The organism is Arthrobacter sp. cf158, assembly GCF_900106835.1.
Classification (GTDB): domain Bacteria; phylum Actinomycetota; class Actinomycetes; order Actinomycetales; family Micrococcaceae; genus Arthrobacter.
This window is the reverse complement of record NZ_FNNR01000010.1, coordinates 121,030-139,673: the sequence shown is the minus strand read 5'-3', so window position 1 is coordinate 139,673 and position 18,644 is coordinate 121,030. Positions and strand designations below refer to the sequence as shown.

22 protein-coding genes are annotated in these 18,644 nt (G+C 62.7%); 12 read left to right on the top strand and 10 right to left on the bottom strand.

Features of this window, described 5'->3' with window-relative positions; translation table 11 throughout:
• Nucleotides 1-71: 71 nt before the first annotated feature.
• From BLW08_RS19185 to BLW08_RS19170, 4 genes are all read right to left on the bottom strand, one after another.
• On the bottom strand, nt 72-2,426 hold the full coding sequence (locus tag BLW08_RS19185; protein ID WP_091327211.1) for a glycoside hydrolase family 65 protein: 2,355 nt from the start codon (nt 2,424-2,426) through the stop codon (nt 72-74).
• Between the two features lie 31 nt (nt 2,427-2,457).
• A complete protein-coding gene (locus BLW08_RS19180; RefSeq protein WP_091327208.1) occupies nt 2,458-3,189 on the bottom strand; it encodes an HAD family hydrolase in 732 nt (243 codons plus the stop codon).
• An 8-nt stretch (nt 3,190-3,197) separates the two neighbouring features.
• On the bottom strand, nt 3,198-4,199 hold the full coding sequence (locus BLW08_RS19175) for a LacI family DNA-binding transcriptional regulator (RefSeq protein WP_254779975.1): 1,002 nt from the start codon (nt 4,197-4,199) through the stop codon (nt 3,198-3,200).
• Nucleotides 4,200-4,406: 207 nt separating this feature from the next.
• On the bottom strand, nt 4,407-5,024 hold the full coding sequence (locus BLW08_RS19170; RefSeq protein ID WP_090823802.1) for an alpha/beta hydrolase: 618 nt from the start codon (nt 5,022-5,024) through the stop codon (nt 4,407-4,409).
• Between the two features lie 26 nt (nt 5,025-5,050).
• Here BLW08_RS19170 and BLW08_RS19165 point away from each other — a divergent pair, with 26 nt between their 5' ends.
• Nucleotides 5,051-5,500: a helix-turn-helix transcriptional regulator gene (locus BLW08_RS19165; protein ID WP_090823804.1), complete on the top strand. Its 450-nt coding sequence runs from the start codon at nt 5,051-5,053 to the stop codon at nt 5,498-5,500.
• A gap of 10 nt (nt 5,501-5,510) precedes the next feature.
• On the top strand, nt 5,511-5,912 hold the full coding sequence (locus BLW08_RS19160) for a VOC family protein (RefSeq protein ID WP_090823806.1): 402 nt from the start codon (nt 5,511-5,513) through the stop codon (nt 5,910-5,912).
• A 32-nt stretch (nt 5,913-5,944) separates the two neighbouring features.
• Here the strand turns inward: BLW08_RS19160 and BLW08_RS19155 are convergent, their stop codons facing one another.
• The 3 genes from BLW08_RS19155 to BLW08_RS19145 form a co-directional block, all read right to left on the bottom strand.
• Nucleotides 5,945-7,090 carry a glutamate--cysteine ligase 2 gene (locus BLW08_RS19155; protein ID WP_091327200.1) on the bottom strand — a complete coding sequence of 382 codons (1,146 nt, stop codon included), beginning with the start codon at nt 7,088-7,090 and terminating at the stop codon, nt 5,945-5,947.
• A gap of 42 nt (nt 7,091-7,132) precedes the next feature.
• Nucleotides 7,133-7,585 (bottom strand): hypothetical protein, encoded by a 453-nt coding sequence (locus BLW08_RS19150; protein ID WP_091327198.1) that lies wholly within the window; start codon nt 7,583-7,585, stop codon nt 7,133-7,135.
• A gap of 215 nt (nt 7,586-7,800) precedes the next feature.
• On the bottom strand, nt 7,801-8,574 hold the full coding sequence (locus tag BLW08_RS19145; RefSeq protein ID WP_090823812.1) for an ANTAR domain-containing protein: 774 nt from the start codon (nt 8,572-8,574) through the stop codon (nt 7,801-7,803).
• A 173-nt stretch (nt 8,575-8,747) separates the two neighbouring features.
• Between BLW08_RS19145 and BLW08_RS19140 the strand changes: the two genes are divergently transcribed.
• The 6 genes from BLW08_RS19140 to BLW08_RS19115 all read left to right on the top strand — a co-directional run bounded on the left by BLW08_RS19140 (nt 8,748) and on the right by BLW08_RS19115 (nt 14,186).
• Entirely contained in the window at nt 8,748-9,179 is a 432-nt protein-coding gene (locus BLW08_RS19140) for a hypothetical protein (RefSeq protein ID WP_090824089.1), read from the top strand.
• A gap of 59 nt (nt 9,180-9,238) precedes the next feature.
• On the top strand, nt 9,239-9,481 hold the full coding sequence (locus BLW08_RS19135) for a hypothetical protein (RefSeq protein WP_090823814.1): 243 nt from the start codon (nt 9,239-9,241) through the stop codon (nt 9,479-9,481).
• Nucleotides 9,482-10,053: 572 nt separating this feature from the next.
• Nucleotides 10,054-10,851 (top strand): DeoR/GlpR family DNA-binding transcription regulator, encoded by a 798-nt coding sequence (locus BLW08_RS19130; RefSeq protein WP_090823816.1) that lies wholly within the window; start codon nt 10,054-10,056, stop codon nt 10,849-10,851.
• The gene (locus BLW08_RS19125) at nt 10,848-11,840 is read left to right on the top strand and encodes a 1-phosphofructokinase family hexose kinase (protein ID WP_090823818.1); all 993 of its coding nucleotides are present in this window, start codon (nt 10,848-10,850) and stop codon (nt 11,838-11,840) included. Before BLW08_RS19130 ends, BLW08_RS19125 begins: the two co-directional genes overlap by 4 nt.
• Nucleotides 11,837-13,867 (top strand): PTS fructose transporter subunit IIABC, encoded by a 2,031-nt coding sequence (locus BLW08_RS19120; RefSeq protein ID WP_091327193.1) that lies wholly within the window; start codon nt 11,837-11,839, stop codon nt 13,865-13,867. The genes BLW08_RS19125 and BLW08_RS19120 overlap by 4 nt, the downstream gene beginning before the upstream one ends.
• A gap of 40 nt (nt 13,868-13,907) precedes the next feature.
• Complete coding sequence (locus BLW08_RS19115) at nt 13,908-14,186, top strand: HPr family phosphocarrier protein (RefSeq protein ID WP_090823822.1); 279 nt, start codon at nt 13,908-13,910, stop codon at nt 14,184-14,186.
• 110 nt (nt 14,187-14,296) lie between these two features.
• Here BLW08_RS19115 and BLW08_RS19110 read toward each other — a convergent pair whose 3' ends face one another.
• Both BLW08_RS19110 and BLW08_RS19105 read right to left on the bottom strand, forming a co-directional pair.
• Nucleotides 14,297-15,253, bottom strand: a complete 957-nt coding sequence (locus BLW08_RS19110) for a DNA topoisomerase IB (protein ID WP_090823824.1) — start codon at nt 15,251-15,253, stop codon at nt 14,297-14,299.
• Between the two features lie 43 nt (nt 15,254-15,296).
• Nucleotides 15,297-15,776: a Dps family protein gene (locus BLW08_RS19105; RefSeq protein WP_090823826.1), complete on the bottom strand. Its 480-nt coding sequence runs from the start codon at nt 15,774-15,776 to the stop codon at nt 15,297-15,299.
• 316 nt (nt 15,777-16,092) lie between these two features.
• Here BLW08_RS19105 and BLW08_RS23735 point away from each other — a divergent pair, with 316 nt between their 5' ends.
• The 4 genes from BLW08_RS23735 (at nt 16,093) to BLW08_RS19090 (ending at nt 17,723) form a co-directional block, all read left to right on the top strand.
• Complete coding sequence (locus BLW08_RS23735) at nt 16,093-16,263, top strand: cytochrome c-type biogenesis protein (RefSeq protein ID WP_139244934.1); 171 nt, start codon at nt 16,093-16,095, stop codon at nt 16,261-16,263.
• A 300-nt stretch (nt 16,264-16,563) separates the two neighbouring features.
• Complete coding sequence (locus tag BLW08_RS19100; RefSeq protein WP_090823828.1) at nt 16,564-17,076, top strand: DUF6328 family protein; 513 nt, start codon at nt 16,564-16,566, stop codon at nt 17,074-17,076.
• Nucleotides 17,069-17,401 (top strand): DUF6766 family protein, encoded by a 333-nt coding sequence (locus BLW08_RS19095; protein WP_254779974.1) that lies wholly within the window; start codon nt 17,069-17,071, stop codon nt 17,399-17,401. The genes BLW08_RS19100 and BLW08_RS19095 overlap by 8 nt, the downstream gene beginning before the upstream one ends.
• A 55-nt stretch (nt 17,402-17,456) precedes the next feature.
• Nucleotides 17,457-17,723 (top strand): DUF7218 family protein, encoded by a 267-nt coding sequence (locus tag BLW08_RS19090; RefSeq protein ID WP_090823830.1) that lies wholly within the window; start codon nt 17,457-17,459, stop codon nt 17,721-17,723.
• Between the two features lie 29 nt (nt 17,724-17,752).
• On the opposite strand, the gene BLW08_RS19085 is transcribed toward BLW08_RS19090, so the two are convergent.
• Nucleotides 17,753-18,619, bottom strand: a complete 867-nt coding sequence (locus tag BLW08_RS19085) for a non-homologous end joining protein Ku (RefSeq protein ID WP_091327189.1) — start codon at nt 18,617-18,619, stop codon at nt 17,753-17,755.
• Nucleotides 18,620-18,644: the final 25 nt, after the last annotated feature.

The following is an 18,644-nucleotide window of genomic DNA, read 5'->3' as shown; positions in this document are numbered from 1 at the left end:
GCAGGGACGGATCACCGGGCGGACGGGTACAAGCACAGCATCAGAGGAAACAAGGAGCCCGCCGTCCTTCGCTACCGGATGATGGGGAGTCCCGCCGTCGGGAAGACGCTGGGGAAGATCGACGGCGGTGGGACCGGGACAGTTTCCAGCGGCACTGTCACGGTTTCAGAACCCACCGTGACGCTGTAGTCCCGCACGTGAATGGCCAGCGGTTCGTCGCTGTAGTCCGGCCCTGTCACGAGCGTCAGGGCGATGGATCCCTGTTTCAGGTCCACGGCCAGCAGGCGTCCCTGAACCTTAAGCGTGAAGGACAGGCCTTCCCACTCCACAGGAAGCCGGGGATCGAAGCGCAGCATCTCGCCTTGGTCGCGCATGCCCGCGAAGCCGCACACCAACGAGCTCCAGATGCCGCCGGTGGAGGCAATGTGGACGCCGTCGATCGTGTTGCCATGCGAGTTGTCCAGGTCGATGAACAGAGCCTCGGTAAAGTGCTGCAGCGCAACATCGCCATACCCAACCTCGGCCGCCATGATGCCCTGCACGCAGGCGGACAGGGTGGAGTCGCCGGTGGTGATGGGATCGTAGAAATCGAAGGCGCGCTGCTTCTCCTCAGCGGTAAAGTCCTGCCACTGCAGGAACATCGCCAGCACCGTATCGGCCTGCTTGAGGACCTGGTGGCGGTAAATCACCAGCGGGTGGAAGTTCAGCAGCAACGGGTACTTGGATTTGGGAGTGTTCCAGTCCCACGGCTCCAACGTCATGAAGTCGTTGTCCTGGCTGAACACCTGCAGGTGCGGATCGTACGGGAGCGACATACGCTCGGCTGCCTGCCGCCACACCATGCGCTCGGTGTCGGCGATCCCCTCGTGCTCCAGCGCCGCGGCGGCACGGAGGTTAAAGCGCGCCATGACGTTGGTGTACAGGTTGTCATTGACCACGGCGGTGTACTCATCCGGTCCAGTCACGCCATGGATGTGGAACATGCCGTCCTTGCCGAAGAAGCCCAGCGATGCCCACATGCGCGCCGTCTCGATCAGCAGGTCGGCACCCAACTCCCCACGGAAGGTGTCATCGCCACTGGCCCACTGGTAGCGGTTGGCTGCGAAGGCGATGGCCGCGGCGATGTGGAACTGGGCGGTACCGGCAGCGTAGTAGGCGCTGGCTTCCAGGCCATTGATGGTGCGCCACGGGAACAGCGCACCATCAACGCTGAGCTCCTTGGCGCGAACGCGGGCGTCCGGCAGCATGGCATGGCGGGATTCCAGCACTTTCCGGGCTCCGCACGGGTTGGTGTAGGTCAGGTACGGCAGGAGGTAGATTTCCTGGTCCCAGAAGTAGTGCCCCTCGTACCCGGACCCACTCACACCCTTGGCAGGAATGCCCGCCACACCGGCGCGTGCAGTGGCCTGCGCCAGCTGGAACAGGCCCCAGCGCACGGCCTGCTGCATCTCCGGCTGACCTCCGATGGAGATGTCCGCCGTGGTCCAGTACTGCTGGTAGTGCGCCTCGCTCTGCGCCAGGATCTCGCCGAAGGACACCAGATTGGCTTCCGCGTCAGCGGCAAGGCTCTCCCCGCGGTCCTCGGCGTCAGTGGAACCGGCCACCACGTAACTGACCGTTTTCTCCAGACGGAAAGGGCCGCCGTCGTGAATTGCCAAAACGTAACGTACGGACGATTCGTCTTCCGCCACCAGCGTCTCGAAGGGCTGGCCTTCGGCGGAAATCCAGTGGTCCACGGCCATGGCGACGCGTTGGCGCGACTCCGAGGTCTCCCATGCGAGGCGGAGCGAACCGTCGGCACCCTGCAGGTGCAGCGGCAGCAGCACTCGGCCGGCGTGCCGGCCGGAGCGGCGCGGGTCATGGACCGAGTGGTCCTCCACAGGCTGGTCCTGCCGGTTCACGACGCCGGACGTGATGTCTGCGGATACGTCACGGTCCGCGGAGACAGACAGTTCCAGGCCAAGGCAACCGCGCGAATCGAACCCGACCGCGCGGCGCTCAACCGTGGTGACGGTAGCGCCCGAGCGACAGGCCCAGGTGATGCTTTCCTCGTAGATGCCTGTGGAGAAGTCCACGCTGCGGTGGTAATCCACCACAGTGGACTCGCCCAGGCTCAGGGCCTCGCCGTCAATGGAAACCGTGAAGTTGTTGGCGTCCGGAACGTACACAATCCGCTGGCCCGTGCGGGCAAAACCGTAGGCATTTTCTGCGTGTTTGATGTCCCAGATCTCATGAAAACCGTTGATGAACGTGCCGGGAAGCTCGCCATCCCCCGTGGTTGAATGCGAGCCACGGATGCCAAGGTGGCCGTTGCCAAGCGCGAACAGCGTTTCCAGCGTTCCCTCGTCACCGGGGACGTGGATGTTTTCCACGAGCTTCCAGGGCTCGCAGGGGAAGCGCAGCCGATCGGAGCTGATGAGTGCCATGGGCTGATGAAATCCTTCGAAAAAAGTAGGGTCAGAGAAGATCGTTGAGGTCGTCGACCACCAGTGTGGCGCCGGCGTCCAGCAGGGTTTGGCGGCCTGCCCCGCGGTTCACACCGATCACGGCGTAAAAGTTGGCGCCCGCTCCGGCCTGCACACCGGAAACTGCGTCCTCCACCACGATGCATTCCTCCACAGGCACGTCCAGAAGGCCCGCTGCGTAGACGTACGTTGCCGGGTCCGGCTTGCCGGGAAGCCCGACGCCGGCCGCCACCTGTCCGTCCACCACCACCTCGAAGTGGTGGTCAAGGCCAGCGGCCTTCAGCACGGCGGGAGCGTTACGGGAAGAGGACACCACGGCCACCTTCAACCCCAGCTCCACGGCGGCATTGATGAACTTGACCGAACCTTCGTATGGCTCAACACCGCGGGAGTTCACAATCTCATTGAAAATGGCGTTCTTCCGGTTACCCAACCCCTGCACGGTCTGGTTGTCCGGGTGGTCATGGACCGGACCTTCGGGCAGCGTGATGCCGCGGGACGCCAGGAAATCCCGGACGCCATCGAAGCGCGGCTTCCCATCAATGTGGTCGAAGTAGTCGCTCTCCTGGTAACCCTGGGGATGGCCCGCCTCTGCGAGATAGCCGTCGAACAGTTCCTGCCACGCATGCTCGTGCACCACGGCAGTTGGCGTCAGCACGCCGTCGAGGTCGAACAGCAGCGCAGTGGCGCCAGTCCAGGCATTACGAAGATCAGTCATGTGCATTGTTCCGTTCAGCGCTTGTGGCGCGTGGTCTTGCGTTCGATGAGCTTGGTATCGAGCAGGTGGTTGGAGGGTTGATGGGGGGATTCAGGATTCAACAGGTGTTCACACAGCAGGTTTGCCGCGAAGGCACCTTGGTCGGCAACGGGCTGCGCCACAGTGCTCAGGCCAAGGAACCAGCTCATGGGGTGGTCGTCTATACCGATGACGGACACGTTCTTGGGCACGGAGAAGCCGTACTCACGGAGCGCGGTTAACGCACCGAATGCGGCTTCGTCGCAATGGGCGAACACTGCCGTGGGCCTTGCACCGCGGGTGATGAGTTCAGTCATTGCCCGCCGGCCGTCGTCGATGCTTGGCCCGGCACCCACCACAGAGTCCGGGTGGACGGTGAGGTGGTGTTCATCCAGCGCACGCCTGAAGCCACGGAACCGAGGGGTCTCAGTCACAACGGAGTGTTCATTGCTCGAGAGAACGGCCAAGTCCCAATGGCCCAGCCCCAGCAGGTGTTGGGTTGCCTGCCAGGCCGCGTGCTCGTCATCGATACCTACATTGTCCCACGGAACATTTCCCATCCCCACGCTGGCTACCGCCAGCCCGGAGGCTTCCAACGCTTCCACTTCTCCGGGGGCGAGGTCAATATTGAGCAGGAGCAGGCCATCCACCCTCTGGGCCAGGTTCTCCAGGTCCGCAAAGAACTGCTTCCTCACGCTGGTCTTGTTGCGCAAGCTGATGAGGACGGTGTCATAGCCGGCATCGCCGAACACTTCCTCTGCCGCTTCCACAGCCTGGGCGAAAAACCAGGCCGTGGCCGTCGGGGCGACGATGGCCACCGATCCTGTGGTTCCGCCTGCCAGCCTGGAGGCTGCGGCCGATGCTTTGTAGCCCAGTTTGCTGGCGGCTTCCGCCACCTGTCGCTGGGCCTTCCCGGAAACGTTGGGGAGGTTCCTCAGTGCCCGCGATACCGTGCAAATGGACAATCCGGAGAGGACGGCGACGTCCTGGATTGTCACTCTGTGAGTCCTAACCATGCAACACGGCCTCAACCCTTTCCCTACTCGCCTGACGCCTTTGCGCATGTCCCGAAGCGGGCCACCAGCCAAAAGTGTAAGCGCTTACAATTTTGTCATTCAATAGAGTGCCGACGAATACGAAATTGTGACGCGAATCTCACCGGGAGGTTGATTCCCGGGCGCGGATGCCTTCTAATCCCCGGCGGATTAAGCCAAGACGTAGTACTTAAGGAAGGCACTGACGTCCACCAGCTCCGGCGGCTCGATCCTGTGCCCCATGCCCGGATACGTCCGCGCGGTCAACGCAACGTTGGCCTGAAGCCACTCCTTGGTGTGCGCAATCGCATCCTCATTGATCACAGGATCAGCCTTGTCCCTCCCCCAGAAGAACGGAGGCGGTGCGTCAAAGGATTCACTCAGGGCCAGGAGGTCGTTGTCCATCACAAAGCCGGACAGGCCAACGGTGGCTTTGAAGTCGTTCGGCCGCAGGCGCAGGAGCGTACTGGCCATGGCCATGCCCTGCGAATAGCCCAACAGGCTCACGCTGCTGTGGTTTTTCTTTACGGAATTGATCCAATCGAACACCCGGTTGGTGGAGGAAATGACGTCCGCGAAATCGTTGGTGAGGAAGTAATCCAACAGAAACCAGCCGTAGTGATCGCCGATGACCTTGGGCCCGCGCAACGCTGCACAGGTGAACTGGTCCGGCAAGTGCGGAAAGAGGTCCACCATGCGCTGCTCACTGGTGCCATAACCGTGCAGCATCACCAACAACGGGGTGCCCGCGCGCTCATGTTCCGGCTTCGACCACACCACTGAATCCATGGGCACGAGCCTAGTAGACTGACGCCATGACTCCGCAGGAACTGGCCAACCTGGCCCATCTGCGGCGCGCCCGCGACTTCATCGATCGCGAATATGCGCGTCCTTTGGACGTACCCACCATGGCCGCCGGCGCCCTGATGTCCCCCGCGCATTTCTCCCGCCAGTTCAAGGCTGCGTACGGCGAATCTCCGTACAACTACCTCATGACCCGGCGGATCGAGCGGGCCATGGCCCTGCTTCGCGCGGGAACCAGCGTCACGGACGCCTGCATGGAGGTCGGCTGTACATCGCTGGGCTCCTTCAGCACGCGCTTCACGGAAATCGTTGGGATCAACCCGAGCGAATACCGGTCCCGCGAGCATGAGGCCGTGAAGGCCATGCCCAGCTGCATCGCCAAGCAGCACACCCGGCCGGACCGCAACGGAACACCAAACCTGAGCAGGATTGAAGAAGCGCCCTCCGCACAGCTGCAATAGCGTGTGATTCATGAACATTTCACTGAAGTACGCACACGTCACTGTCAACGATGTTGATGAATCCCTCGCCTTCTACCGCGACGCCCTGGGCTTCGAAGTCCGCAACGACGTCGGCTCCGATGGGCAGCGCTGGGTCACCCTGGGCAGCGATGCCCAGCCGGACTTGGAACTGGTCCTGTCCCCTCCGCACGCCGGTCGCTCGCAGGCCGACGGCGACGCGATCCAGGAACTGCTCACCAAGGGCGTCATGCCGATGCTTGTCTTCACCACGGATGATCTTGACGGTACCTTCGAGAAGCTCCGCGCATCCGGCGCCGAAGTCCTTCAGGAACCGATCGACCAGCCGTGGGGACCGCGCGACTGCGCCTTCCGCGACCCGTCAGGCAACATGATCCGCATCAACCAGGGCTGATTTACCGGGCTGCTTAACAGGGCGCCGGCCGGCTAGAGACTGAGCAGGCCGGCGTCGGACAATTCGCCGTCTTCGTGAGTGGACGCGATGGCGGCCGAGACGACGTCGGACAACCGCAGACGCCGGCTGAAGGCCTGTCGTTGGAGTCGCTCGCCGGTTCCCCGGCGCAGAATAGTGGCCACTCCGGCGCGGGCGAGCGCAAAATCCCCGGCTGCGGTCAGGGCAGTCCTGACATGCCGGAGCAAGGCGCTGGCCACTTCAGCGGCCGGATACGGCCGCTGTTCAAGCGGGTGGAGCACATGGTTGTTGACGCCAAATCGGCTCGCCTTCCAGTTGGCCATCCGCAATACCTGAGTGGGCATGGCCGACGCCGGAACTCCCCTATGCCATTCGTCCGCCGCGGTCTCCACCAAAGCCCTGGCAATGACTGCAATGGTCAGGGCATCTTCTGCGTAGAGGCAAACGTCAGCAATCCGGACCTCAACAGTTGGGTGGCCCCGGGACAGGCGTGCGTCGAAGTAGATCATGCCTTCATCCAGCGGGACTCCCGTGCCGAGAAGCGCAGCAAGCACGGAACGGTAGCCGTCTGCCGAACCGAAAACGTCCATGGGACCAGCCGTGGGCCACCTGTTCCAGATCTGCGTTCGGTAACTCGCAAAGCCTGTGTCCGCACCCATCCAATACGGGGAGTTGGCGCTCAGTGCCAACAGCACAGGAAGCCAGTGGCGCATGCGGTCCAGGACCGCGACACCTTCGTCGGGAGACTCGATGGAGACGTGGACGTGGAAGCCACACGTGAGCTGCTCGCGGGCTATCAGTCCAAACTCGTTGCCCATGGTGGCGTACCGCCGGTTGCCGGAGGTTGGCGTCGCGTGGAATACCGGTGGCGTGGCCAACGCCGCAACCCGTGCTCCCAACGCCCTGGCCGCAGCATCAGCAGCAGCTCTCCCGTGGCGGATTTCCGTCCGCAGTTCAGAGGCAGTTCCGCAGGGCCGCGAATTGACCTCGACTTGTTCCTGCTTGAACTCGGACTTCAGGGTCAACGCCTCCGTGCCTGACTCCTCGCTGAGCCCACCATCGGTGGCTGCAACGTCCAGGAGGTCCGCCGCCAAGGCCAAAGGGGAGCCATCCGCGGGATCCGCGATCAGAAGTTCTTCCTCAACGCCAAAGGTACGCATTGCCACCACTCCCACTTGTGAGTTATTCAGAGCCGGCGGTCATCAAACGTGGCGGGGAACCTCCATTTGGAAACCGCAACGGCAATGCAGCACCTGGGTCTGCAGGTAGACCTCCAACAGATTGGGGGTCTCCGGATCGTCAGTGGTCCGGGGAGCCTCAATCACGCGCTCAGTGGGACGGCCCAGCGTCATGGGCTCACCACAATGTGTGCAGCTGAACCAGAGTCCGGCTGCGGAAGTGGACAGAAAGTCCCTTTGAATCTCCGGTGTCAGCGTGTCCAACCGGACAGCGTGGGCATAGAAGGTGTCGCATTCGCTGCAGGTGTAGCTGACGTCGACAACTGTCGACTCACGTGGCTCAGCTTCCACCACTGTTTCCACGAAAATGTAGGAATCCGTGGCGCAAACAGTGCACCACGGTTGAACCCCGGCAGGGGCACTTGCGGGTTCCGCCCCTGGAGCAGGTTTCGGGACGGGAAGGGATCCAAGCGTCATTGCCATTCTCCTTTTACTCTCCAAGGAGCCTGCAGGTGTGCACGCGGCGAGCCGGCCGATGGCGGCCACGGCTGAAAGGTGCAGTTCTTGGACCATCAGGGATGGCGCCAGGTCAGGAGACTCCAAGGGCTATCTGCTTAACCCACCTAAAATGTAGTTCACGGTGGCGTACGTCACAAGTCATGGGTTCGCTGGCTGTCGCCAACCCGTTGGGATCAGGGTTCGAAATGGGCCATGGGCGCCTGCTTGGCCACACTCGTGATGAGCGATTCGGCCACGTCCCGGAGTTTCTGGTTCCGGGTACTGGACGCTTTCTTGAGGATTTGGAATGCCTCGTCCTGCGTACAACGGTTTTGTCCCATGATGATTCCGCAGGCGAGATCGATGACCGTGCGTGTCTGCATGGCAACCTGGAGGTCCTCAGCGTGCTGCTGCTTCACGCCAATGCGGACAGCCAACCGCAGCGAGCGCTCGGCCTGGCTGGCGTAGAGCTCGCAATTGAGGATGGTTGCCGGGTCGAAGACCTTGGCTTGAGGGGCAAAGAAGTTCAGAGCCGCAGTGGCGCCCTCGTCCAGCTCCAGGGGAACGCAAAGAGCTGACAGGTGCCCGCGCTGCGCGATGACTGTGCAGTACTCGGACCAGCGGTCTTCGATGGACGTGTCAGGAACGTGCACGGTCGCATGGCTTCGCATTGCCTCCAAGCAGGGACCATCGCCATATGCCTGCTGGACCTCGTCGATCAGTCTGGCCTCATGGGTGCTTCCTGCCACCGTGGCAGTGCGGCGCCGGCGACTCAAGGTGATGCCACAGAGCACGTTCATGCCCACGGCCTCGGACACAGCGGCCGCCGAGAAAACCGCGAGTTCATTCAGGAATCCACCTACGTCATCACTGTCGATCACGAGGTCCTGCAGCTGCTCGGGCACCGAAACATCGTCGGGCGCAGAGACAGAATCAGGCGCCAAAATATCGATGTTCATTTCATCCATGCCTTAGTTTACGGTCGTCCAACCCCTGCCCGTCACCCCCATAATGACTGGCCATAGAATCCTTGCATATGCGGTGCACCTATGTGCACAATCTAGCTAAAGTTCCCATCAGAGGACCTTGCTTTCAGCTCAAGCAGACGGGCGACCCGCATTTGATGCAGAGGTACATGCCCATGCCTGCCCAGCCAGCGTCCAGAGTTCCGGACGAAGCCCACCAACCGCCTGACGAGCCTCTTTGGTGTGCGCACTGCGACACGGACAAGCATCTTCTGGTGAACTCCATCCAGTCCCACTATCCCCCCGCTCCCAACATGGTGGACGTCGCCTACGAATGCCACGCCTGCAGGTATTCCTACCGGCAGATTTCGTCCGTCCAGAAAGTGGCCGCGGTGCTGAACCGCCCCGGAGCCCAGCAAGGAGTGCTTCAGTTCGGCGGGCAATACCTGCACTGCGGCGAACCAATGAAAACCAGGAGCTGCGAGCTCCGGAGGATCCAGGCGCCCCTTGTGCTGAAGCCCGGCAGCAAGTTGCGGATGTACGAGGTACTGATCAACACGCGCATTCTGGGATGCCACTGCGGCTTCCGCATGGAAATCCCGGATTGACCCCGGGGCCGCGACACGGGGAACAAGACCACAGTTTTGGAGCTACCTGGAGGTAAAGCATGGACGCAAAACCACAGACGACGGACCCCTCCGTCCCGGGCGCCAGGCCCGAGCAGCCCAGCGCGCAGTCCGGACAGCCCAACGCCCAGTCCGGACAGCCCAGCGCCCAGCCTGGGCGCGCCGGCTTCCAGTCCGGACAGCCCAGCAAGCCCAGCCTCCCGGATCCGCCGGACCCGGACAACCTGCCCATTGATTACCTCCTGCCCCACCATTCCACCAGCAGACGGAGCGCACACTCATGAGCGAATTCCCGCCGGACCCCTCATATCCTGATCCCACCCGGGACCCCAGCCCTGACCCAACCCGCGAACCCGGGCCAACACCAGAGCCGGTCCCCTTGCCGGAGCCGGGGCCGTCACCCATCCCGGAGCCCACTCCGGACCCCTCATATCCTGATCCCACCCCGGGCCCGACGGTGCCACCGCCGGGACCCACTCCCCTGACATAGGAAAGGCCCCGGCCCCCTCGCACGAGGCAGCGCCGGCGGTTCACACCTGCAAGGCCGGATCCTGGCAAATCCCCCAGTCAGGATCCGAACGAGGGCATGTCGCGCTACAGGGAGCGCGGCATGCCCTTTGCTGTGCCCGGGAGCGGCTGTGCCCAGGAGCGGCTGTGCCCGGAAGCGGCGAGTGCTGTGTTCAGCTGCGGCGGACGGGACCTTGGCGCACCCACCACACGGTCAATCTTTGTTTATGTTGGTTTCTATTGACTTACCAACGCAAACAAAGATAGAGTCAAGCAATTCCACATCGTTGTGACAGCAGTCACGGCAGTGGCTGCACTGAAATCTTGGCTTTACCGCAATGGAGGGTAAGTGTTCGCAGAAGAGCGCCAGCAACTGATCTCCGCACTCGTCGCAGAGCGCGGACGGGTGAGCGTGACAGACCTCGCCGACCGTTTCAGCATCACCACCGAGACCGTTCGCCGCGATCTGGCAGCCCTCGAGGTCTCCGGCGGCCTCCGGCGTGTCCACGGTGGCGCCGTTCCTTCGGACCGCCTGAGCACCCGGGAAGAAAGCATCCTGGAGCGTGCCGTCCAGCGCCAAGTCGAGAAACTCCGCATCGCCAACGCAGCCTTGGCCCTGATCCCCGAACTCAGCAGCGGCAGCATCCTCCTGGACGCCGGTTCCACCACGGAAACCCTTGCGGATCTACTGGCCCAGCGGACCCCGTCCGCCAACGCCAACGGAAACGACGAACTGGTGGTGATCACGCACGCTATTCCCATCGCAGGCAAGCTCTCCTCCACTCCGGGCATTGCGCTCCAAATCCTCGGCGGCCGTGTCCGCGGACTGACGCAGGCCGCCGTCGGGCAGTCCACCGTGGAAGCCGCTTACCGCTTGCGTCCGGACATCGCCTTTGTTGGAGCCAACGGGATCCACGCGACCTTCGGGCTCAGTACGCCCGATCCCGAGGAAGCCGCCGTCAAGGCTGCCTTCGTCAAGTCAGCCCGCCGTGTGGTGGCCCTGGCCGATTCGTCCAAGCTGGACGCCGAAACCCTGGTCCAGTTCGCCACCTTGAAGGATGTTGACACGTTGATTACAGACAACCAGCCCTCCGCAGAGCTCGCCGCAGCTTTGGCCGATGCCGGCGTAGACCTGGTGATCGCATGATCGTCACCTTGACGGCCAACCCCAGCTTGGACCGCACGGTGGAACTCCCCGGCGCCCTGGCCCGCGGTGAAGTACAGCGCGCTGTTGCCGTACACCAGGAGTCCGGCGGAAAAGGCGTCAACGTCTCACGCGCACTGGTTGCCTCCGGCCTTGAAACCGTGGCCGTCCTTCCGGGCGCAGATTCGGACCCCGTCCTTTCCGGACTGCACGACGGCGGCGTGCCGTTTGCGGCGCTGCCCATCGGTCAGGCGCTGCGCAGCAATGTCACGCTCACCGAACCGGATGGCGTCACCACCAAGATCAACGAACCCGGCCCGGAGCTGAGCGGTGAACAGCAGGAAGCCCTGATCGGGCTGCTGCTGGAGCGCTCCCGTGGCGCCAGCTGGGTGGTCCTCGCGGGATCGCTCCCACCAGGAGTGCCCGCGGATTTTTACGCCACAATCACGCGTCGGCTTCGGTTGACCGCGGATGGTACGGCCGCACCCGGCATCGCCATTGACTCCTCCGGGGCACCGCTTGCGGCGGCCTTGGTGGGCGATGCCTCAGGAAAGCCGGACCTCCTCAAGCCGAACGCGGAAGAGCTCGCAGAGCTTGCCGCCGCTGCCGGTTTCGCCAATGTCTCCACAGCTGACGAACTGGAAGCGGACCCGGCCAAAGCCGCCCAAGCCGCTGCCGCCGTCGTCGCCAGCGGTGTGGGCGCTGTTCTGGCAACACTCGGGTCCAAGGGAGCAATCCTGGTGACGGCGGACGGAGCATGGCTCGCCACGCATCCGCCCATCAAAGCCGTCAGCACGGTGGGCGCCGGGGACTCTGCACTGGCCGGATACCTGCTGGCTGCAACCCAAGGTGGCTCCGCGCAGGACTGCCTTCGTCAAGCCGTGGCACATGGTGCCGCTGCTGCTTCCCTGCCGGGCTCCACTGTCCCGGCAGTCCACCAAACAACCCCCGACGCCGTAACCATCACGGCCCTCCAGAAGGACTCACAGTGACCCAGCTGATCACACCCCAATTGGTCACCCTCGACCAAAACCTGGGCGACTCCCCTGCCGACGTCATCCGCGTCCTGGCCGGCAAGGTTGCCGCCGCTGGCCGGGCTTCCGAGGTGGAAGGCCTCTTTACGGATGCCTTTGCCCGCGAGCAGAAGACCGCAACCGGTGTGCCTGGCGGCATCGCCATCCCGCACTGCCGCTCCGCAGCCGTCACGGAACCCGCCCTGGCCATGGCCCGCCTTTCGCACAGGGTGGACTTCGGCGCCAAAGACGGCCCGGCTGACCTCATTTTCTTCATTGCAGCTCCGGACGGCGCAGACCAGGAACACCTGAAACTGCTCTCCAAGCTGGCCCGTTCGCTGATCAAAAAGGACTTCACGGCAGCACTGCGTGCGGCGTCTTCCCCTGAAGAGATCGTTGAACTGGTTGATGGCGCCTTGGCCGACAAACCGGCCGCTGCACCTGCCGCTGCTGCGGCCCCCGCAGCAGGCACGACGACGACCTCCGCACCAAAGCGCATCGTCGCCGTGACCGCTTGCCCCACCGGCATTGCGCACACGTACATGGCTGCCGACTCGCTGGTGGCCGCTGCCAAGGAAATGGGTGTTGACCTCCAGGTGGAGACCCAAGGTTCCTCCGGCGCCAAGCCTCTGGACCCGGCAGTGATCGCTGCGGCAGACGCGGTGATTTTCGCCGTCGACGTCGATGTCCGCGGCAAGGAACGCTTCGCCGGAAAACCGGTCATCAACGCCCCCGTCAAGCGCGGTATCGACGAGCCCACCAAGATGGTCCAGGAAGCACTCACCGCCGCAGAGGACCCACATGCACGCCGGGTTCCGCACTTCGGTGCCGAGGAGCAGGCAGAGCGTGCCGAGGAGGAAAAGGGCGAGCACATCGGCCAGAAGCTGAAGCGCGCGCTCCTCACCGGCGTCTCCTACATGATCCCGTTCGTGGCCGGTGGCGGTTTGCTGATTGCCCTTGGCTTCCTCATGGGCGGCTACCTGATCACCAACTTCGCGGACAAGATCGTTGTGGATAACAGCATCTTCAACCTGCCCACCGAGTTCCCCGAGAATGCTTGGGGACCCCTTGGTGCCTACATTGGCGCGGTCCTGTTCAAGATCGGTGCGCTCTCCCTCGGGTTCCTTGTTCCTGCGCTGGCCGGCTACATCGCCTACGCCATCGCCGACCGCCCCGGTATCGCCCCCGGCTTCGTAGCGGGTGCCGTGTCCGGATTCATGGGCGCAGGCTTCCTCGGTGGCATTGTCGGCGGCCTCCTGGCGGGCTACGTGGCCTACCAGATCGGCAAACTCGATGTCCCGCGCTGGCTGCGCGGCCTCATGCCCGTGGTGATCATTCCGTTGCTCGCATCCCTTGTGGCATCCGGACTCATGTTCCTCATTCTGGGCCGCCCGATCGTGGATTTGACCAACGCCCTCAACGCCGGTTTGTCCAGCCTGACGGGCGCCGGCGCAGTGGTCCTCGGGATCATCCTGGGACTCATGATGTGCTTCGACCTCGGTGGTCCTGTCAACAAGGTTGCCTACGCATTTGCTGTTGCAGGGCTCGGCGCCGCGAGCGTCACCAACCAGGCACCGTGGCAGATCATGGCGGCAGTCATGGCCGCCGGCATGGTTCCCCCGCTTGCCATGGCCCTGGCCACGGTTCTGGACAAGAAGCTGTTCTCCCTGGCAGAGCGTGAAAACGGTAAGGCCGCCTGGCTCCTGGGCGCATCGTTCATCTCCGAAGGTGCCATTCCGTTCGCTGCGGCCGATCCGCTTCGCGTCATCCCGGCCAGCATGCTGGGCGGTGCAGTAACCGGAGCTCTGTCCATGGCCTTCGGAGTCACGTCCAAGGCTCCCCACGGCGGCCTGTTCGTGTTCTTCGCTATCGACAACTTCCTGTTGTTCTTCCTCGCGATCGCCGTTGGCGTGGTAATCACCGCGCTGTCGGTCATCGCCCTCAAACGTTGGGCTGTCAAGAAGCCGGTAGCTGCGGAACCCGTTCCGGCAACCGCCAGCGTCTAGACTTCCCACAAAGCCACCCACCACCACAAAAGGAGCTCCAATGCCAGAACGTACAGCAACCATCGCAAGCCGTGTGGGCCTCCACGCCCGCCCGGCCGCCATCTTCGCGGAGGCAGCCGGCGATCTTGACCTCGACGTCACCATCGCACGTCAGGGCGAGCCCGCCGACGACGCCATGGACGCCGCCAGCATCCTGTCCCTGATGAGCCTGGGTGCGGCCCACGGCGATGTGGTGGTGCTGCGCGCCGAGGGCGAAGGGGCGGACGCCGCCTTGGACAGCCTGGTGAAGATCCTCGAAACGGACCACGACGCCGAGTAGGGGCACCAACCCCTCAGCGACACGCAAAGAGCCTGACGGCACCCGGATGTGGGTGTCGCCAGGCTCTTGGCGTTTCACTTGGCGGATGGTGCGCCTCTGAAGAGGCTCGGCTAGCCCGTTTCGCCGTTCAGATAGGCCGCAATCGAGGACTCCGTGGGTTTCACGTCCTTCAACTCCCCTTCGAGGTAGCCCTCGATGATCCGGGGGTCCACATAGGAGGAGCGCGCTACCGAAGGAGTATTGCCCAGGAGTTCAGAGGTCTCCTTGATGGCCCGCACAATCGCTTGCCTGGGCGTCCCTTTGTGGCCCGATTTGATGAGGCTAAAGGCCGCCGCAGCCGTCCCCCTCCACGTCCGGAAATCCTTGGACGTGTACGCCTCCCCAGCGATTCCCCGCAGGTACTCGTTGATCATGGAGGCATCGACGGTTACCCAAGTGCCGTCGGACAGATAGGCCAGCAGGCGTTCCTTTCCCGGCCGCTCCACCAGTGGTTCCAGGAACGCTGCCAGCGCGGGATCGTGGATGGACGTGTCCCACAGCTGACCACTTTTGCCGGGGAACTTGAGGAAAACGTCCGGCCCCTCCACGCGGGCATGCCGGCAGCGGAGGGTGGTGAGCCCGTAAGAGCCGTTTTGCTTCATGTAGATCTCTGAGCCCACCCGCAGGGCACCCAGGTCCATGAACCGCACGGCGGCAGCAAGGGTCTGCTGCCTGGGGTCCTCCGAGTCCTGGAGATGCACGGTAACGTTGCGGCGTACCGCAGGCAGCACCAAGCCCAGCTTGGCCGCCCTGATGAACTTCTCGGTGTCCTTCCGCTCCCGCCAGCCCGGGTGGTAAATGTATTGGCTACGCCCCGCAGCATCCACACCTGTAGCCAGGATGTGCCCATGTTCGAAAGGGCTGATCCACACATCGGTCCATGCAGGCGGGATCGCCAGCGCACTGATGCGCTGGCGATCCTCCTTGCTGACCAGACTCCCGTCGGGGTGGCGGTAGCTGAACCCTTTGCCTACTCTTCGCCGGACAATGCCGGGCTTGGAGAGGTCGCTTCGCTTAAGCCTGGGCATGGTCTGTCTGCCTTGCTCGCAAGCAGCCGGGGCCGGGTTTCTGCTAGGCCTCGTCCGGGTCCGTGACGGCTGCGCCGGCATTCATGATTTCCGCATTGATCATCCACACCAGTTGCTCCAGGCGGGAGATGAACGCGTGCAGCAGGTCCGCTGTGGTGGGGTCTTCCTCGTCTACCTGGTCGTGGACGTCGCGCATGGTCTGGACAGCGCGTTCCACACGGTCCGTGACCAGCTTGACGGCGTTCTTGGTGTTAACCAGTCCGGCCGGGAACTCCTCCAGACGGGTGCCCTTGGCGATGGTCGCGCTGCGGCCGTCAGGAAGGGCATGGAGCGCCCGCATACGCTCAGCGGTGTCGTCCGCAAACTGACGGGTGGCGAGAACCAGCTCGTCCAACTGCAGGTGGAGGTCCCGGAAGTTGGGCCCAACAATGTTCCAGTGAGCCTGCTTTCCCTGGAGCTGGAGCTCGATAAGGTCTGTCAGGACGATCTGAAGGTTGTCTGCAAGCTGCTGTGACGCTTTCATGTGTTCCTCTCTTGGACGTTCATCTGAGCGAAAAAATTTCGTGCCGGCGATGTAGCTCCGGCAACCGCCCAATCATCAAGTGACGACTTCCATTAGCCTTTCATAAGGGTGCTTAGTAGTACAATGAGGACAGTTGCTGTTCACGACCGGCGAACTCCCGCCCATTCGACGGAGGCCGGAACGCAATGGCGGCAAAGGCACTTGGGGCCGATAAATGCCCCTTGTACCGGCATAACTAAATCGAAGTAAGCAGGAATGCATAGTTGGGAACCGGCGACAATCGTCAATGATTCCCCCAGAAAGGAATGTGCTGACCATGAATACGCTTCTGATCATTGCTGGTGTAGTAGCAATTGTTCTCCTCCTTGTGGGTGGCTTCACCCAGGCCCTCAACTGGCTGCTATGGGTAGGCGTCATCCTGCTCGTCGTTGCGGCCATCGGCTGGCTGTTGAGCTACATGTCCGGCCGCCGGGGCCACACGGTCTGAACGCGTCACGTTCTCCCACGCACCGAGGCCCCCACGCGACGAGGCTCCGCGCCAGCGCCGGTCCCCGGCGTGAAACGACCTCCCGTGTGACCACCCGCCGCCCAAAAGCGCTACCGGTTGCTGAGGGCGGCGGCGGCGCGTTCGGGATCCGTGATCTTTCCTCCGATCCCCCGGTCTCTCCTCCTTGGATTGAGTTGATGCCCAATGAAACGCCGGGGGGCACGCTGACAGTACGACCGCCGACATTCCGACCGTAGCCCGGTGCACCGTCGGCGTCCATCACTACGCGGAGGTGCACCCATGGCAGAGCCGGAGCCGGCCCCCAGATTCGGCAGAAACGAATCCACCGAAGAACGGATGGACCGGAACTGGATGGAGTTGATCCAGGAACTGCGCGTCCTGCAAACCGGAGTGCAGATCCTGGGCGGCTTCCTGCTGACGCTGCCATTTCAGCCGCGTTTTGGGGATCTGGACGACTGGCAGCGAAGCCTCTACTTGACCAACGTGATGGTTGCCGCCCTGACAACCGTCCTCATTGTGCTTCCCGTCAGCGTTCACCGACGACTCTTCCGCCGGGGCCTCAAGGCCGTCCTGGTTTCCAGCGCGGACACCATTACCAAATGGGCGCTGGCTGGCGTTGCCCTCCTGATTACCGGCTCGGCATCACTGGTCTTCGACGTCACTGCAGGCAGGACCGCTGGATTGGTGGCGGGCGGCTTCATCATCCTGGTGCTGCTGGTTCTGGTGGTGGGGATGCCTCTGTGGCTCTACCGTCAGGGGATGCGCAGCAATGGTGAGCCCAAGGATGAGTGAGCCCAAGGATGAGCGAGTGGTGCTGAAGCGCATCAGGAACCATGGCTTGCTGCTGGCGAACGTGGGACTGTTCGTGGTGTTCTTCGGCGGGATGATCATTTCCGGCGCTGCGAGCTACAGCGAGGAACAGCAAACCCACGGCGGGCCGCCCGTCAGCATCCTCGAGTATCTGGCTACAGGACACTTCGTGGAAGCCGTCTTTGAGAACTGGGAGTCGGAGTTCCTGGCAGTAGCAGTGCTGGTTGGAGCTTCTGTCTACCTGCGCGAACGGGGTTCGCCGGAATCCAAACCCGTCGCCGAACCGCACTATGAGACTGGGGCCTAGCGGGAACCACCATCTGCACAGGAAACATGCCACATCAGTGAAAGGAAAACGCACCATGCCGGAAAAGAAGAATCCCAGCATCAAAGATCCCGAACTGTACGAAGAGCTTCGCGAGGATGGCGCATCCAAGGAAAAGGCAGCGCGCATCTCGAATGCCGCGGCCGCGCGGGGCCGCAAGGAAGTGGGCCGAAAAGGAGGAAAGTCGGGAGACTATGACGATTGGACGGTGGACAAATTGAGAGCCCGCGCCAAGGAACTCGGCCTCAAAGGTTATTCGGCCAAGAAAAAATCAGAACTCATCTCCATGTTGCGGAACCATTAGGGCCGCCATTGTGAATTGACGACGCCGGTTCACGCCTTTTTCTTGGCCCGTGCCTTCGGTTTACTGGCCGTTTTGCTGGCGGCAGCATCGTCGTCGTCCGCTTTTTCCTTGCCGCGTTTCTTGTCCAGGCTGCGCTTGAGCGCCTCCATGAGGTCAATGACGTCGCCGCCTTCACCTTCACCTTCCACCACGCCAAACGTGGCCTCGGTGTCCAGGGCCTCGCCCTTCTCCAGTTTGGCCTCGATCAACGTCTTCAGCTGGGCTTGGTAATCATCGGTGTAGGAATCGGGGTCAAAGTCGTGCGCCATTGACTCCACCAGGGCGGATGACATTTCCAGCTCTTTGTCCGAGATCTTGATGTCCGTCTCCAGGGACGGGAACTTGGCCTCGCGAACCTCATCCCCCCACAGGAGCGCCTGGAGCAACAACACGTCCTCACGAACGCGGAGCGCCCCCAGCCGGGTCTTCTGCCGCAGCGCGTACTGGACGATCGCGATCCTGTCCGTGTCCTCCAGCGTCTGCCGCAGCAACATATAGGCCTTGGGCGACTTGGAATCCGGCTCCAGGAAATAGCTGCGCTCGTACATGATGGGGTCCAGCTGCTCGGCGGGGATAAACTCCACCACCTCGATTTCGCGGCTGTTCTCCTCAGGCAATGACTTCAATTCAGCCGAGGTAAGGACCACAGTGCGGCCCTCTTCTTCGTAGGCCTTGTCGATATCCTCGTACGCCACAACATCGCTGCAAATTTCGCATTTGCGCTGGTACCGGATGCGCCCGCCGTCCTTATTGTGGACTTGGTGCAGGCCAATATCGTGATCCTCCGTGGCACTGTAGAGCTTCACTGGTACGTTGACCAGACCGAACGCGATAGATCCCTTCCATATGGCCCTCATGCACACAGTCAACAGCACAAGACAG